Genomic DNA, 14,086 nt, shown 5'->3' on the forward strand with positions numbered 1-14,086 from the left:
AGCGGACTCATAACCCGCCGGTCCTCGGTTCAAGCCCGAGAGGCTCCATTGAAAAAGACAGGTCGTAAGGCCTGTCTTTTTCATATGCAATTTTTACGTGTAAAGGGAGTGACGTAGCCCTTTCTCTATGCTCCCATTTCGCCAAGGATCAGCAGGTACTTGCTGATGGTGCGGCACCACTCATAATGGAAACCGCTGTAGGCGTTGACCACGCACTTGTCCCAGTCGGCGACTTCGGTCTCGTAAACGTTCACTGCATCCTTGACGCTGTTCAGCATCAGGTAGGGTGCGTTGGCGTCGTCTACCAGGAAGGCGTTTGCCTCGCCGGCAGTTTCGAGAGAATAGTTTGTAAGCATGGAGGACACGCCCACCGCACGGCCGGTGAGGGGCAGGGTTCCTGCTGCCATGGCTTTGAGAATGATGGAGGACGATGGCTCGCGGAGGCTTGCGGCAAACAGCAGGTCGGAACCAGCCAGTGTGTCGCGAAGTTGTTCAGGGCCGTCCTTCTTTTCGTCTTCCAGATTCTGCAGGTACATGACGTCTGGATACTGCTGGGCGAAGTCTTTGTAGTATTCCCAGTCGCTGACATCCCTTGCGGAGACGCTGACGATGATGAAGACGTTGAGGTGTGCCACATCGGAAAGAATAGTGGCCAAGGTTTCGGAAGTGTTGCCTGCTTCAGAATCCAGGTGGACGTAGACGACCATCTTGTTCTTGAAGTCGACACCGAGCTTTTGCTGGAGGGCAGCCTTTGCCTTGCGCTTTGCCTCCTTGATGGGGAGGTTCTCTTTTCGGTTGAAGTCCCATACCTGGTAGCTTACGCCAAACTGCACGCCGATAAGCTTGTCGGCGTTGCGGTTGAGGAAACCGCTGAGGCCACCGGGAAGGTTGGTGTTCAGCATGGCGTCGCGGTAGCCCGGAGACGGGAACAGCACCTTGGTTGCGTAGAGAATGCCGGCTTTCAGCAGGCTTACCTTGCCCCAGAATTCGTAGCCGTCCATGTTGTAGTCTTCGCGGGGAAGGCCGATCTTCTCGATTTCGCTGGACTGAACGTGGAAATCGTAGGTGATGTTATGGACGTTGAAGAAGAAGGGTATGCCCTTGGCGTAGTCTGCATAGACCGTTTTGGCCAGGGCGCCAACCAGCGCTCCGCCCCACTCGTGGGCAAGGATGGACTGGCACTCGAAGCCGCTGGCTTCGGCATAAGACAGTGCGGCAGACGCAAGGAATGCAAACCTGATGTGGTTGTCGGTATAGGGGACGTCGTCAGGGGGGCCGTAGACGTCGGGTCTGCCGAAATATTCTTCGTTGAAAATGTAGGTGTGGAGGGGGTCCTTTTCGGAGGTCCAGATTTCGTAAGTCTTTCCCTGAAGCTTTTCGGTACCCTGGAAGACGCACTTGTAGCTGTCGATGTCTACCATGAGCTCCTTGAACAAGGGGGAGCAGGTCAGCACCTTAACCCCGGCGCTAGCAAATGCGTCGGTCATGCGGTTCACCGCAGTGGCCAGGGGACTGGTGTGTTTCCAGTTGCCTGCTTCGGGGCTTACGACAAGGATGTTCATTCCTAAAACCATCTCCAAAAGAAAATTTTACCTACAGTAGCAAGTATGTTACAAATTTATTTATTTATTTTTATGTTGTAAGGTCTAGCATCCAATTTAGCGGATAAAAGGCCGTCTAAGTTGGACGAACGTAAGTTTTTAACATAAACGCCGAAGGAATCAAAAATGAAGAAAATCTTTCTTGCATCCCTGGCTGCAGCTGTCGCTTTCTCGATGGTTGGCTGCAAGGGCACCAATGAAAAGCGTGGTGACGAACATCTTAAGGAAGGTCGTTATCGCAATGCAATCAACTCCTACCTGGAAGCAAAGAAGAAGGGTAGCATGTCTGATGAATTCTACGATAACTTTACCCTCGCACTGGTCCGTGCTGCTGAAGTAGAAGCCAAGAAGGATCTGAGCAGCGACTTGATCAACGGCTACTTTGACAAGGCTGGCGTGAACATGCCCGATGTCAAGAGCAACGAAGTTATCGAAGAATACGTAACCAAGATGGCTACCATCGGTAAGCAGCAGGCAACCCAGGAAGGTGTCGACTTCAATACTGTCATCAACGCATTTGCCAAGATTGATACTGCCTTGGTTTATGCCAAGTCCAAGGGTATTGGCGAAGGTGCCGTAAAGACCCTGCGTCTCGAAGCTGAAAATGCCGTGGTTGCAAAGAGCATTCCCGAAATCAAGGACGAATCCGATCCTGTTGTTGCAGAATTCGGTCTCCTCCGCCTCGAATACGTTGCACCTGAAAATGCCGAAGTCAAGGCTGCTCTTAACAAGAACCGCAAGACCACTCGCGGCTACTTCCTGATCTTTGGCGAAAACATCGCCGATGCAGCAGGCAAGCGCTTTGTGGACAAGTGGGGCTACGTCATGGCCCTGCCGACCATCAAGATGGCTCCGGGCTCTCTCTCTGGCGAACTCCAGTTCTGGGCTTCTACCGGTAACAACACCGAACTGAACCCGGATGGCATCAAGCTGGTTTCTACCGATGGCAAGGAAGTTGTTGCCAAGGTTAGCGGCGGCTGGTGCGAAGCTGAAGTCCTGGTCGGCAAGAAGGGTCAGGAAAAGATCGAAAAGAAGAAGCAGGCTATCAAGAAGGGCCAGAAGGGCAAGTTGATGAACGAATTCCAGTGCTCTGTGAACGTCAGCTTCTCTTACGACAAGTCCTTCGTTCCTGACTACATCGAATATAAGGATGAATTCGGTATCGGCCGTAAGTTCCTTGGTCAGTAAGAGACCGCTCGCTTTTCGTCTAGAGAAGAACATACGACTTCGCTCGCTGCTTCACAGGATGAGAGTGCGTACTTGAAAGAGTTTTCAAAATAAAAAAGCCTCGGTGAAAACCGGGGCTTTTTTTACTTGGGAAGTTTTGGCGACTTTGGCTCGCGGATTTTTGAAAGAATCCAAAGAAGCACGCAGGCTGCAACGGGAGCGAGAACGTTCCAGGGCTCATGGTAGCGGATGTCTCCGGGTATGGCGAACCATAGGTAGAGAAGAACGATGTGTGCCGTGTAGACGTCGAGGCTGTGTCTTCCAATGACGTTGGTCACCTTGAAATCCAGGGCCGCTGGCCATTTGCGGACAATGCCTGCAATGAGTAAAACGAAAACGAAAAAGTTTGCTGCACGCAGGGGGCCAACGAACTGCTTGTCGGTCATGAATCCGGAGGGCAGTTCCAATGGGATGAACTGATGCGACCAGAGGAAGCAGAAGACGAACGGTATCAGGAACCAGGGGGTGATTCTTGTTACCAGCTGGCGATTGGCGTCGCTTGTACGCTTCCACCAGGCGGCGACTGCTGCTCCTGTGAAGTAGATGAACTGCCAGGAGAAGGGGCGGAAGTCCCCGTGGCTAACCCATTTGGGAAACAGTTCGTGTACCGTGGAATCAATGGAGCCGGTGAGGGCTATGGCCCAGAGTACGAGACTTGGAAGCCACAACAACAGAATCTGAATTTTTGTCTTTGCCTTGACGAATAGGGGAAACGTGATGCTGCCAACAAGGAGCAGAATAACGTACAGGGGCAACACGTCCAGGTATTCCGGTGTGTAGGCCAGAATGGCTGAGAAGGGAATGGACGGGCCCAGGTGGTTGTACATGGGTCTGAAGAACCACTGGATGCGGGTCAGGGCGAAGTAGGCCAGGCCGCTGACGAAGAATAGCGTTGCCAAGTGGTAGATCCAGATTCTCAGGGATCGCTTGCGCATCCAGGACTGGGACGGATCCTTGATGGACTTGCTTGTGGCGGCAAGCATGCCTACAAATCCGGATAGGAAAAAAAAGCCTTCGGCTGCACTGAAGAAGCCGAAGCACTGGTAAAGGTAATATGAAATGGGCTTGCCGAAATGGTCCAGGGTCATCTGCAAAAGCAGCAGACCACGGATGGAATCAAGAGCCCTGATTCTCACGGTTTCAGCAGACTAGAAGCTTGCCTTGGCGCTCATACCCAGGGCGAACTTGGCTTCGCCGAAGGGGCTGTTGTCTTCTTCTGCAAAGTTGTAACCAAACCAGAAAACGACTTCGGTCTTCATGGTGGGGTACATGTAGAAGTTCATGCCCAGGAAGTTGTATTCGTCGTCATCGATTTCGGTATCGGGATCGTGGTGTTCGTAGCTGACGCCCATGGTGAACTTCTTGTGGAGGTTGAAGCTGGGTTCGATTGCGAACAACATCTGATCGTCGGTAAAGATCTGGGGTTCTGCGTCGTATTCGGTGTCGGTAATGGCGTAGAAGTAGGTGAAGCCCAGGTTGAAGATGCTGTAGTTCATGCTGGGTTCAACCAGGAAGGAGTGTACGCCGTTGCCCTTGTACGGATGGAGGCCCCAAACGGCGTAGATGCCGTAGTTGAACTTTTCGTAGCTCTTGGAGTAGTCCACCTCGGTACCGAGTACGTAGGTGTAGCCACGGCCGATGTTGGAGCCGAACAGCCAGTCAAAGCTGGGAGTCAAGATCAAGTGTTCGTCGGGGTGGTTCAGCAGGGGGATTGCGTAGGTGGCGAACATGGACACGGTATGGTCGGTGGCGTCGTTTGCGCCCAGGTAGAACTGGCCATGGCCGTATTTTTCGTTACCGAATTCTACGCCAACGCCGCGGAGGCTTTCTTCGCGGGTGATCACGGCGTAGCGGGAGGCGTCACGCCAGAAGTAGTAGTTGTAGGCACCTGCGCTGTAGGTCATGTCGCCGAATACGACTGCTACGTCGTGAGTGACGTCCCAACGGAGCTGAACGCCGTCGAAGTCGAAGGAATTGCTGCGGCCTTCGTCGCCCATGGCGGTGGAGCGGGCAAGACCATGACGGACTTCGGATTCGGTCAGGTTGCCGTTGACATCGGTATAGGTGCTGTTGGTAACACCCTTGACGATCACAGAGATATTTTCGTCGAGGTTTGCCTTAAGTTGGAGGCTGATGTCCTGGTTGGCGGCGTTTGTGGGGTCGAAATCCTCGTCAAAGTAGCTGGCGTAGTCAAAGTTGACATCACCATGGACTTCGATGTCGGCTGCGGTTGCAAATCCGGCGGTCAATGCGGCCAAGGAAACAGGCAAAATCAGTTTGCGCATACAATAATTCCAGTTAGCTAAAATTTTTCTGCGGTAAAGATACAAAAAACGTCGTCTGGAAAAAAAGAAGCTTTTGGCATAAAAGGGGGTTAAATGGGGCTTTCTCAAAAATCCCTAGGGATGGGTTTTCATAAGTGCTGTTCCAGACCGCGTTTTTGTAAATTTGAAGGGTATCATTATATATAGAGAGTTCAGCATGGCGTTTTATAGATATTTGGTGTCTGCAATCCTTTTTTTGCTTTGTGCAGCCCAATACTCCTTTTCCATTACAGCAGACCAAGCTATGGAAAAATCCAAGGCCTGGTTCAAGACGGGCAAGGCATGGAGCCTTGATTTCAAGGTGCAGGTGTTTTATGCGGACTCTCCGGATATTGCCAGCCAGCAGGGTAGCCTGCTTGTAGCCGACGGTGACCGCTTCAAGCTGGACATTGCCGGCATCAAGTTCTACAGCGATGGCGAAAGCATGTGGCAGTACAACGTGGAACAGAAGCAGGTTCTGATTAAGGATGTGGAAGACCTGTCCAGTTCCCTTCACCCTTCCGAGTTGCTTTTCAAGTACTTGAACTGCAAGGCCAAGGAAATTGGCGAGGGCGAGTTCAACAAGCAAAAACTTTGGGTCTTGAAGCTTGACCCCTCTAAGTATGCAGGGCAGTTTACCCAGATGGAAGTATGGCTTTCCCAGAAGGATTTTTCTCCGGTTCGTCTCTTTACTGTAGATCCGTCGGGTAATGGTTCCTGGTATAACATCGTGAACCTGAAGGTGGTAAAGTCTGTTGCCGCCGATGATTTTAGATACAAGGCCGTAAAGGGTGTCGATGAAATCGACATGCGATAAGGTGCAATATGTTTTATGATTTCTTGAAAGTCGAGGCTATGCGAAGCGCCGCTTCCCGCGTTGGAACTGCTGTTCGTGCTCTTGCCGTAGGTTCCATGCTGGCGATGCCTGCCATGGCTGCGGAAACCCTCTTCAGTAACTACGCCCTCAGCGTGAATGAAACCGGAGAGAACGGCTCCCTGTGGGTGTTTTCTCGCGGAGACATTTACAGCGGCTTGACCAAGCTTTCTCTTGACATCGGTAGCGGTGGCAATGTGAAGGTTGACGAATCCAGACAGGAACAGGTTGCGGATTCATTGACTGCGGTGCAGGACGGAATCTTTAGTGATGTGATGGCAGAGCACCGCCGTACCCCGGGAGCTATGGCTGGAAAGCTGGGCCTTGTTCTCCCCATGTTCGGGATGGACGATGACGGATACTATCTGCAACCTTCCGGATTTTTCTCTGTGAGGGGCGTGGACGATGTGATTGAGACGCCGCTGGCTGTGCCCGAGGTAATCGAGGAACTTGATACCGCCATGAACTATGCGGTAAGCGGTTTTGCCTATGACTCTTCTGCCAAGAAGCTTTGGATTGCCCGCGGTGTGGCGGGCCTTGGGGTCTATGACGTATCCAAGAGCGGGGCCAAGGTCGGCCTGTACGCTCTGTTCCATAAGGAAGCTAAGCTTGATACCGCCAAGATGAACTTCAAGTGGAAGGCAAAGGAGAACCCGGCCATATTCGACGTGAAGTTGCATCCCGAAACCAGCGACCTCTGGATGGCTACATCCAAGGGCCTGTGGATTCGCGAAAGTGACGGATCTGTTAAGAAGGCTTCTGCAGTGTTGGATACGACTGCCCGCGTCACAGGTCTTTGGATGGGTGGCGAGCCGTTGCAGATTATTGCTGAAACATCCTACATGGGTAAGGAATCTTCCGTAAAGGGAAATCTCTGGAGGATGTCTGCCGGCGACAAGGACTTTTCCAAGGTGAACTTCCTGGATGTATCGGGCAAGGTTGAAAAGAAGGATGTTTACGACAATGGCGACTATACCGTAAGTGGCGTAGCCTTTATTGGAAGTACAGCCTATGTTGCCGTGATGGCCGCGGGCAGTTCCGTAAGTGGTTACTTCAAACTGGATTCTGCAGGAATCCGTGCCTGGGATACCGACGATGATGACAAGGGCGTGTGGCTCTACGGTTATGAAACCGGCGCTACGGACCGCGATGTTATAATCACGTCCATCTGTTCGTTCCCCTTGAATTCCAAGACCATTGGTCTTGCCATCGCTACATACGGAAACGGAATTTCAGTTTCCGCAGATTCCGGCAAGACCTGGAATCCTATCTTGAACCGCGCCAAGTTGGGCAATGACCTTGGTTCTGTTCGTATGGTTCCCTCTGTAATCGAGGCTGGCGACCAGTCCTTGGTTTCTTACAAGGTAAGCAAGGATTCCAAGATTACCATTGATGTCTTTAGTTACGACATGCGTAAGGTTCGTACCATTGTGAAAAGTGCTCATCGTGATGCTGATGCATCCCGTAGTACTAATCCCAAGGAAGATTTCTGGGATGGCAAGGATAAGTATGGTAAGGCCTGTACCATGGGCGTGTATTACGTTCGCGTAAAGGATAATCATGGTCATGTGGGTTGGGGTAAGGTCATGACGGTAGGAGGGCATAAGTAATTATGAATTGTGAAATACGAATTACTAGAGCCCTTGGGATTGTTGCGCTTGCCCTCTGTTCTGCAATTCCTTCCTTTGCTGTTACGCCCAAGGCTACTCTCGGTGGCTTTGATGGCTTTGTAGAACGTATGGGTGCAGGTACTCGTGAACTGGGTCGAGGCAATACCGGTTCTGCTGACACGGCTTCGTCGCCGGCTGCCTACTGGAACCCGGCTATCCTTGGATTTAGAGAAAACTTCACCTATACGTTGAACGCCGAAAAGAGAGACCTTGATCGTATGGGCGGTTCCGTGGGTGTTGAAACCAAGGTGGGTAAGCGCATGGGCGTTGGCTTTGCCATGCTTTATCGCGGAGACCTTGCCTTTGACGTGATTAACGAAGACGACGAAACCATGGGCACGGCATCGCCCTACTTTACCATGATGTACCTGGGCTTTGCCTATCGTGCAACCCGTCGTGACGCATTCGGCCTTTCCCTTTCCATGAGTTATGACAATCTGGATGTGGGGGAATACTTCGAGGGTGTGGAACTGGTGGATGACTATAGAAGCCCTGTGACCATCAACCTGAGCTGGCTTCGTCAATGGAATAGCAAGTGGTCCTCCTCTGTGGTTATTCGTAACTTGAGTTTCAGTGAAAATCTAAGTGCCAAGTGGACAAAGAACACCAGCACCGATAACTCCGTGGCAAGCACCGAAGGCATTCGACCCAAGGTTCTCCAGATTGGCCTGGGTTACCGTTCCAGGATTGCGGGCAAGCCTGTATACGCCTGGATGGAAGCCATTGACTACCAGGTTGGAGATGAACTGCTGGCTTTCGATCCCGATGTTCATGTATGGACAGGCCGAGTTGGCTTTGAATGGGAAGCTATCCAGAATGGAACGCTTCGCCTAGGTATGGACGACTTGGACCTGACCGTTGGTGCGGGCTACAAGTTCGAAATCCGTATTGGCAAGAAGAAGTATCCCTTTGACGTGAACTATGCCTTGATTTATGAAACGGAAGCTGGCCTTTGGACTCCTCTTAGCCTTGGTCTCCGTGGAAACATTCCCTAAGGCTTTTTGACGTGATAAAGAATCTGCACATTGATGGCGTTCGCAGTTTGAATGGGTTTGAACAGGAGTTTGGACCCGGGATTACTGTAGTGTATGGCCCCAATGGTTGCGGAAAGACTTCCATTCTTGAATCGATTCACTTGCTTGCCCAAGGCTTTTCCTTTAGGGCCAAGGATTTGAAGGAACTGATTGCCTGGAAGGCTAGCGAGCTTATTCTGCGGGGAGAGCTGGAAGACGAAACCGGGTGCAGAAATCGCGGAATCCGTGTGCATCGCCGTGGGGCTGATGTACGTGAAAACGGCGAAAGCATGAAGTCGCCTGCAGCGTTTTTCGGAAACTGCCCCGCGGTGATTATGCAGCCTTCGGATATCGAACTCTTGCGTGGTGCGCCCGAAGTGCGTAGGCGTTGGCTTGATGAAATTCTTTGCTACAGATCTTCCGCCAATGCGTCTATCCTGAGGCGCTATAAGCGAATCCTCCAGCAGCGCAACCAGTGGCTGAGGCAGTTCAAGAAGGAAGGAACTGCGGTTGGCGGCGATGAACTTTTTAGGGTTTTGACGGATCAGCTGATTGAATATGGCGCCAAGCTGTGGGCTGCACGCTTGCAGCTGGCAAAGGAAATTTCCCCGATTATAACCGGCTATTACCGGAAACTTTCCGGTGGCGTGGACGAAATCACTTGCGCTTACCAGAGTTCCATTCTCAAGGAACTGGACGCTATGGACGGTGCGGAATTTTTGGATGACTTGGATGAAGTTCCCGGTAGTGTGGCCGTAGCTGCGGAAAGTGCGCCTTCCTATGACGCTGCCGAGGTGGTTGACGAAAACGCCTTGAGGGCTGCCTACGAACGAAAACTCATCGGTCTTGAATTTGTGGAAAAGATTCAGGGTATGACTATGGCGGGGCCTCATCGAGATGACCTGGGCCTTTGCATTGGCGGATACGAGATGCGATCCGTCGGTAGCCAGGGGCAGTGCAGGTCCGCTGCTGTTGCCATGCGTTTTGCGGCGGTGGATGTGGCGTCACGCTACTTAAGCAAGCCAATCCTTTTGCTGGATGATATCTTTGCGGAACTGGATGTTCATAGGCGTGACGCCGTGGCGTCGCTCATTCGTGAGAAGGGATGCCAGGTGGTTATCGCGACGCCGCAAATCGAGGATTTGCCATTCACCGCCGATGCGGTTATCTGTCTGAAATAAGACTGCCTTTTTCTGAAATGCGTTAGGGGCCGTAACCCCTTAGGGCCGAGACAGTTCCCTGGCTCGGTGAGCGGGACCAATGTAATGGGCTCGCGAATAGGACCCGACCCGGCTTTTGCCGGGGAACGCCCTTAAAACAAAAAATCCGCGGCTTTGTGGGCCACGGACTTTTTAAAACATTGCTCGTTCTTATCCGGCGAGAATTTTACTTCTTGAGAAGGTCGCGGATTTCGGTGAGGAGCTTTTCTTCTGCAGACGGTTCAGGAGGAGCCGGCGGTGCAGGAGGTTCTGCAGCAGCTTCTTCTGCCTTGCGCATATTCTGCATGAAGCCCATGAACTTCTTCATGACGAGGAAGACCACGATAGCAATGATGAAGAAGTCGACGATGTTCTGAACGAACATGCCGTAGTTCATGAATACAGCCGGAGTGTCGCCGTTAGCAGCAACCAGCTCTGCCTTGAGGTCCTTGAAGTCAACGCCGCCGATCATGACGCCAACTGCGGGCATGATGATGTCGTTAACGAAGGAGGAAACGATTTTGCCGAATGCACCGCCGATGATCACACCGACAGCCATGTCAACGATGTTGCCCTTGAATGCGAATGCCTTGAATTCGTCAAGAAGGGATGTTGCTTTACCTTTGATACCCATTTGGGGCTCCTTATGTTGAGTTTTGGGTTAAAGATACATTAAACCTTGGGGTTTGCAAGTGGTATTTCTAAATTGTGTGCGCTATGTCATGGTTGATTCTTGCCCTTGCTTCTGCTGTGTTTCTAGGATTTTACGACCTGGCCAAGAAAAAGTCGGTCCAGGATAACGCGGTCCGTCCGGTGCTGTTCATGTGCAGCGCCTTTTATGCCCTATTGATGCTTCCGGTCCTTTTTACAGGGAATTGTCAGAGCCTTCCCTGGCAAAGTCACCTGTTTTTGGCTGGAAAGGCTATGATCGTGGGCGGAAGTTGGATTTTGACCTACAACGCTTTGGCTCATTTGCCCTTGTCCATTGCAACGACTATTCGCGCGCTTGCACCTGTATTTACCATTTTCCTGGCCGTGACCTTGATGGGGGAACGTCCCTTTGCTATGCAGTGGGTGGGCGTTGCCGTTTGCCTTTGCAGCTATGTGGCCCTCAGCATGGCTGGCCGCAAGGAAATGGGGCACTTCTTTAGCAATGGTTGGGTGATATGCATGGTGCTTGGAACCATGCTTGCTGCTTGCAGTGGCGCCTACGACAAGTTCATTTTGCAACGTATGGATTTTGAACCCACTACGGTTCAGGTTTGGTTCAGTATTTACATGCTCCTGTGGCAATTTGCGGTTTGTGCCATTACCTGGTACCCTAAGCGCAAGACCACTACTCCCTTCAAGTTCCGTTGGACTTTCCTGCTTGTAGCGGTGCTTCTGACGGTAGCTGACCGTTGCTATTTTTTGGCGGTAGGCGACCCTGATGCGCTGATTTCCTTGATTACGGTATTCCGTCGTTCCAGCGTTCTAATTGGCTTTGTTGCGGGTCTCGTGTTGTTCAAGGAACGTAAGAGCCCTCTCAAGTGGGCGGCCCTTTTGGGTATCATAACGGGCCTTTGCATGATTGCCTTGGGTAAGGGTTAATTTAAAGGGCGTTGCATGATTGGAATAACCGGACAGATCGGTGCTGGTAAGTCCTACGTCGGGGACGGCCTTCGTAAGAAGGGGTTCAAGGTGATTGACGCCGATACCGCGGTACATTACCTCTATGGAACAGACGAAAGGCTCCGTCAGAAGATTGCTGAGGAGTTTGGCAAGGCTGCCCTGACTTCTGAAGGCGTTGACCGTAAGTTTTTTGCAGATTTAATCTTTAAGGACGAATCTGCTCGCCGCCGTTTGGAATCCTTGGTTTACCCGGCCCTTACGGAATACATCGTGGGGCAATCTCCCGATTATGTAGAAGCCGCCCTCTTTGAAAATGTTCCCCACCTGGTTGAGATGCTGGATGAACTCTGGATTGTTACCGCCCCGGCAGAGGTGCGACTTCGTCGCCTAACAGGCCCCCGCGGGCTTTCTCCGGAAGATGCCTCCCGCCGTATGGCGCTCCAGAAGGATAAGGATTCCGACGAGTTCTGGATGGATCTTTTCCCTAGGGATAAGTACCCCGGCCTTACGCTCAAGTTCATCCGTAACGATTGATACTTCGTAACGATTAATGCAAGGTCGGGAATATCTGTCGGGAATATCTAACTCCCGGACGGTTAGGAAATAAAAAACAGCTCTCGAATGAGAACTGTTTTTTATGTGGATTGGTTCTAGGAAACTCAGTTTAGCGAACGCGCTTGCCACCGACGTTGAAGTAGCTCTTGACGCCGTTGTTGTCGATGTATTCGACCTGGACCTTGTTGCCGCGGATAACCAGGCGCTTGCCGCTGTCCATAACGTTGGACTTCTTCAAGGACTGGCGTGCGAACGGAATGGAAGTCAGTTCGTACTTGGCTTCGGGAGCTTCTGCCATGTCGTAGGTCTTGCCGGTGGAGGCGATGGCCTGGAGGCTACCGATGACGTAGGCGAAGGGAGCGTTCCAGTTGATTGCAACTTCGTTGGTTGCGTAGCTGCAGGTGTTGTCGTTGTATGCCTTTGCAGGAGGATTGTTCTTTGCAATGGTCTTTGCGCAGTCGGTTGCACCAGTGTTGGGGCCGCCAGCGATCATGCCCGGAACAGGAGCTTCGATGCCATCAGCCTGGCTGGGGCGGTGATGAGGATTCATTGTGGACTTTACGCCGAAACCGGTGAGGTAGGAAATGTCCATGGGGTTACGGCCGAGGATGTAGTCAACAATGCCAAGAGCTGCGTTGTAGTACTTTTCTTCCTTGGTAATGATATAGGCGTGAATGAGAATCATTGCCTTGTTGGAGGCGGTACCGTTGGATCCCCAGTTGAAGTCTGCAGTTTCAAGTGCGATACCGTAACCATTGCTATCGAGAGTCTTGAGGTAATTGTCAGCAAGGTCGGTAATGATGCCCTGGGCGGTGTCAACCATGTCCTTTTCGAAAATGTCCGGGTTGGTTGCCAAGGTGAAGATGCCGAGCATGTACTTGTTTCCCCAGCTCTGGAGCTTACCCTTCTTACGGCTAATGGGCCACTTGTGGATTTCTTCAAGGATGGAGGGATCCTTGCTGATGCGGTACAATTCGATAAGGCCCCATACGCGAGTAGCCCATTCAGTAGAGTTGGTGTAGGAACCAGTGCCTACGTCACCGGGCTGAACGTAGATGGCGGAGGGGTTCTTTGCTGCCCAGTTATGTGCGTGCTGTGCAGCGATGATGCACTTTTCGGAGAATTCTGCATCAAAGGGCTTGTAGATTTCTGCAGCGAGAGTCATGGTTGCGGCAAAGTCCCAGGAGGCTTCGACGCCCTTACCGATAGCGTAGCGCTGAGCGGTTGCCTTTGCCGGCATAACGGTTCCGGCAAACTGCTTGGTAGTAAGCTTATGGAATATGCCGCCATCCTTGTCCTGCATGGTGAGCATCCATTCCAGGTTCCAACGGATTTCGTCAAGAATGTCGGGGACTTCGTTCTTGCTTTCGGGAATGTTCAGGTCGAGCTTGCTGAAGTATTCCTTGTTCTGCTGGTAGAGCTGCAGGAGGGAGTATACGCTAATGCTGGAGTTGACGATGTACTTGCCGTAGTCGCCAGCATCGTACCAGCCCTTGGATCCGTCGAAGGTGGCTTCGGTATCTTCGATGCCAGTGGAGGGATGGTACTTCACGGCGGTATCCGGATGACCTGCTGCGCGGGCATAGATGCCGGCGAATTCTTCAGTCAGTTCCATGGATGCGCGCTGGAAGTAGAAGAACTTGAGGGAAGCCTTGGTTGCTGCTTCAAGAGCGTCGTCGGCAATGATAATCGGGTGACCGATGGCTTCGTCGCCAACGTATGCCTGGTAGGTTCCCGGAGTCTTCAATTCGGAAAAGTCAACGAGAGATGCAATGAGACTATCGCCTGCGGGGCTCCACTTTTCGGCCTTGGGAACTTCAACGGTAAGGGCTTCCTTGCCGTCTGCATCCTTAATGACGACCTTCTTTCCCTCGGCGTCAAGCACGGCCATCTGCTTCTGACTGTTGGTCATAAAGCCGACCTGATTTTGGAAAGCAGAGGCTGCAAACAATGCAGGGGCTGCAACTGCGGTTATTGCGAGTGCACTAGCGATATTCTTGGTAATGCTCATGATTCACATCCTTTTGTTTGAC

At 51.9% G+C, this 14,086-nt stretch carries 12 protein-coding genes; 7 read left to right on the forward strand and 5 right to left on the reverse strand.

The window, feature by feature from the left end:
* Nucleotides 1–125: 125 nt before the first annotated feature.
* Nucleotides 126–1,562 carry a glycogen/starch synthase gene (locus MJZ26_10570; GenBank protein MCQ2106222.1) on the reverse strand — a complete coding sequence of 479 codons (1,437 nt, stop codon included), beginning with the start codon at nucleotides 1,560–1,562 and terminating at the stop codon, nucleotides 126–128.
* A gap of 165 nt (nucleotides 1,563–1,727) precedes the next feature.
* Between MJZ26_10570 and MJZ26_10575 the strand changes: the two genes are divergently transcribed.
* Nucleotides 1,728–2,789 carry a hypothetical protein gene (locus tag MJZ26_10575; protein ID MCQ2106223.1) on the forward strand — a complete coding sequence of 354 codons (1,062 nt, stop codon included), beginning with the start codon at nucleotides 1,728–1,730 and terminating at the stop codon, nucleotides 2,787–2,789.
* Nucleotides 2,790–2,911: 122 nt separating this feature from the next.
* On the opposite strand, the gene MJZ26_10580 is transcribed toward MJZ26_10575, so the two are convergent.
* Nucleotides 2,912–3,964 carry an OpgC domain-containing protein gene (locus MJZ26_10580; GenBank protein MCQ2106224.1) on the reverse strand — a complete coding sequence of 351 codons (1,053 nt, stop codon included), beginning with the start codon at nucleotides 3,962–3,964 and terminating at the stop codon, nucleotides 2,912–2,914.
* Nucleotides 3,965–3,976: 12 nt separating this feature from the next.
* Nucleotides 3,977–5,113, reverse strand: a complete 1,137-nt coding sequence (locus MJZ26_10585) for a hypothetical protein (GenBank protein ID MCQ2106225.1) — start codon at nucleotides 5,111–5,113, stop codon at nucleotides 3,977–3,979.
* A gap of 283 nt (nucleotides 5,114–5,396) precedes the next feature.
* On the opposite strand from MJZ26_10585, the gene MJZ26_10590 reads away from it, so the two are divergent.
* Genes MJZ26_10590 through recF form a run of 4 tightly spaced genes read left to right on the forward strand, consistent with a single transcriptional unit; the run spans nucleotide 5,397 to nucleotide 9,869 of the window.
* The gene (locus MJZ26_10590) at nucleotides 5,397–5,948 is read left to right on the forward strand and encodes an outer membrane lipoprotein carrier protein LolA (protein MCQ2106226.1); all 552 of its coding nucleotides are present in this window, start codon (nucleotides 5,397–5,399) and stop codon (nucleotides 5,946–5,948) included.
* 8 nt (nucleotides 5,949–5,956) lie between these two features.
* Nucleotides 5,957–7,615 carry a hypothetical protein gene (locus MJZ26_10595; GenBank protein MCQ2106227.1) on the forward strand — a complete coding sequence of 553 codons (1,659 nt, stop codon included), beginning with the start codon at nucleotides 5,957–5,959 and terminating at the stop codon, nucleotides 7,613–7,615.
* A 2-nt stretch (nucleotides 7,616–7,617) separates the two neighbouring features.
* Entirely contained in the window at nucleotides 7,618–8,670 is a 1,053-nt protein-coding gene (locus MJZ26_10600; protein ID MCQ2106228.1) for a hypothetical protein, read from the forward strand.
* An 11-nt stretch (nucleotides 8,671–8,681) separates the two neighbouring features.
* Nucleotides 8,682–9,869 carry a DNA replication and repair protein RecF gene (gene recF / locus MJZ26_10605; GenBank protein MCQ2106229.1) on the forward strand — a complete coding sequence of 396 codons (1,188 nt, stop codon included), beginning with the start codon at nucleotides 8,682–8,684 and terminating at the stop codon, nucleotides 9,867–9,869.
* Nucleotides 9,870–10,074: 205 nt separating this feature from the next.
* Here the strand turns inward: recF and mscL are convergent, their stop codons facing one another.
* Nucleotides 10,075–10,521, reverse strand: coding sequence for a large-conductance mechanosensitive channel protein MscL (gene mscL / locus MJZ26_10610; GenBank protein MCQ2106230.1), 447 nt, complete (start codon nucleotides 10,519–10,521; stop codon nucleotides 10,075–10,077).
* A gap of 83 nt (nucleotides 10,522–10,604) precedes the next feature.
* Here mscL and MJZ26_10615 point away from each other — a divergent pair, with 83 nt between their 5' ends.
* Both MJZ26_10615 and coaE read left to right on the forward strand, forming a co-directional pair.
* A complete protein-coding gene (locus tag MJZ26_10615; GenBank protein MCQ2106231.1) occupies nucleotides 10,605–11,477 on the forward strand; it encodes a DMT family transporter in 873 nt (290 codons plus the stop codon).
* Nucleotides 11,478–11,492: 15 nt separating this feature from the next.
* Complete coding sequence (coaE, locus tag MJZ26_10620) at nucleotides 11,493–12,032, forward strand: dephospho-CoA kinase (GenBank protein ID MCQ2106232.1); 540 nt, start codon at nucleotides 11,493–11,495, stop codon at nucleotides 12,030–12,032.
* Nucleotides 12,033–12,162: 130 nt separating this feature from the next.
* Here coaE and MJZ26_10625 read toward each other — a convergent pair whose 3' ends face one another.
* Nucleotides 12,163–14,064 (reverse strand): glycoside hydrolase family 9 protein, encoded by a 1,902-nt coding sequence (locus tag MJZ26_10625; protein MCQ2106233.1) that lies wholly within the window; start codon nucleotides 14,062–14,064, stop codon nucleotides 12,163–12,165.
* Between the last annotated feature and the right edge of the window lie 22 nt (nucleotides 14,065–14,086).

Origin of the sequence: Fibrobacter sp. (assembly GCA_024398965.1) — a bacterium.
In the GTDB taxonomy this organism is placed as follows: Bacteria; Fibrobacterota; Fibrobacteria; order Fibrobacterales; family Fibrobacteraceae; genus Fibrobacter.

What these genes read in the sequence shown, in the direction of transcription:
- MJZ26_10600 (MCQ2106228.1), top strand. Translation starts at nt 7,618, where the DNA reads ATGAATTGTGAAATACGAATTACTAGAGCCCTTGGGATTGTTGCGCTT.
- MJZ26_10590 (MCQ2106226.1), top strand. Translation starts at nt 5,397, where the DNA reads ATGGAAAAATCCAAGGCCTGGTTCAAGACGGGCAAGGCATGGAGCCTT.
- MJZ26_10595 (MCQ2106227.1), top strand. Translation starts at nt 5,957, where the DNA reads ATGTTTTATGATTTCTTGAAAGTCGAGGCTATGCGAAGCGCCGCTTCC.
- MJZ26_10570 (MCQ2106222.1), bottom strand. Translation starts at nt 1,562, where the DNA reads ATGAACATCCTTGTCGTAAGCCCCGAAGCAGGCAACTGGAAACACACC.
- MJZ26_10615 (MCQ2106231.1), top strand. Translation starts at nt 10,605, where the DNA reads ATGTCATGGTTGATTCTTGCCCTTGCTTCTGCTGTGTTTCTAGGATTT.
- coaE (MCQ2106232.1), top strand. Translation starts at nt 11,493, where the DNA reads ATGATTGGAATAACCGGACAGATCGGTGCTGGTAAGTCCTACGTCGGG.
- MJZ26_10585 (MCQ2106225.1), bottom strand. Translation starts at nt 5,113, where the DNA reads ATGCGCAAACTGATTTTGCCTGTTTCCTTGGCCGCATTGACCGCCGGA.
- mscL (MCQ2106230.1), bottom strand. Translation starts at nt 10,521, where the DNA reads ATGGGTATCAAAGGTAAAGCAACATCCCTTCTTGACGAATTCAAGGCA.
- MJZ26_10575 (MCQ2106223.1), top strand. Translation starts at nt 1,728, where the DNA reads ATGAAGAAAATCTTTCTTGCATCCCTGGCTGCAGCTGTCGCTTTCTCG.
- MJZ26_10625 (MCQ2106233.1), bottom strand. Translation starts at nt 14,064, where the DNA reads ATGAGCATTACCAAGAATATCGCTAGTGCACTCGCAATAACCGCAGTT.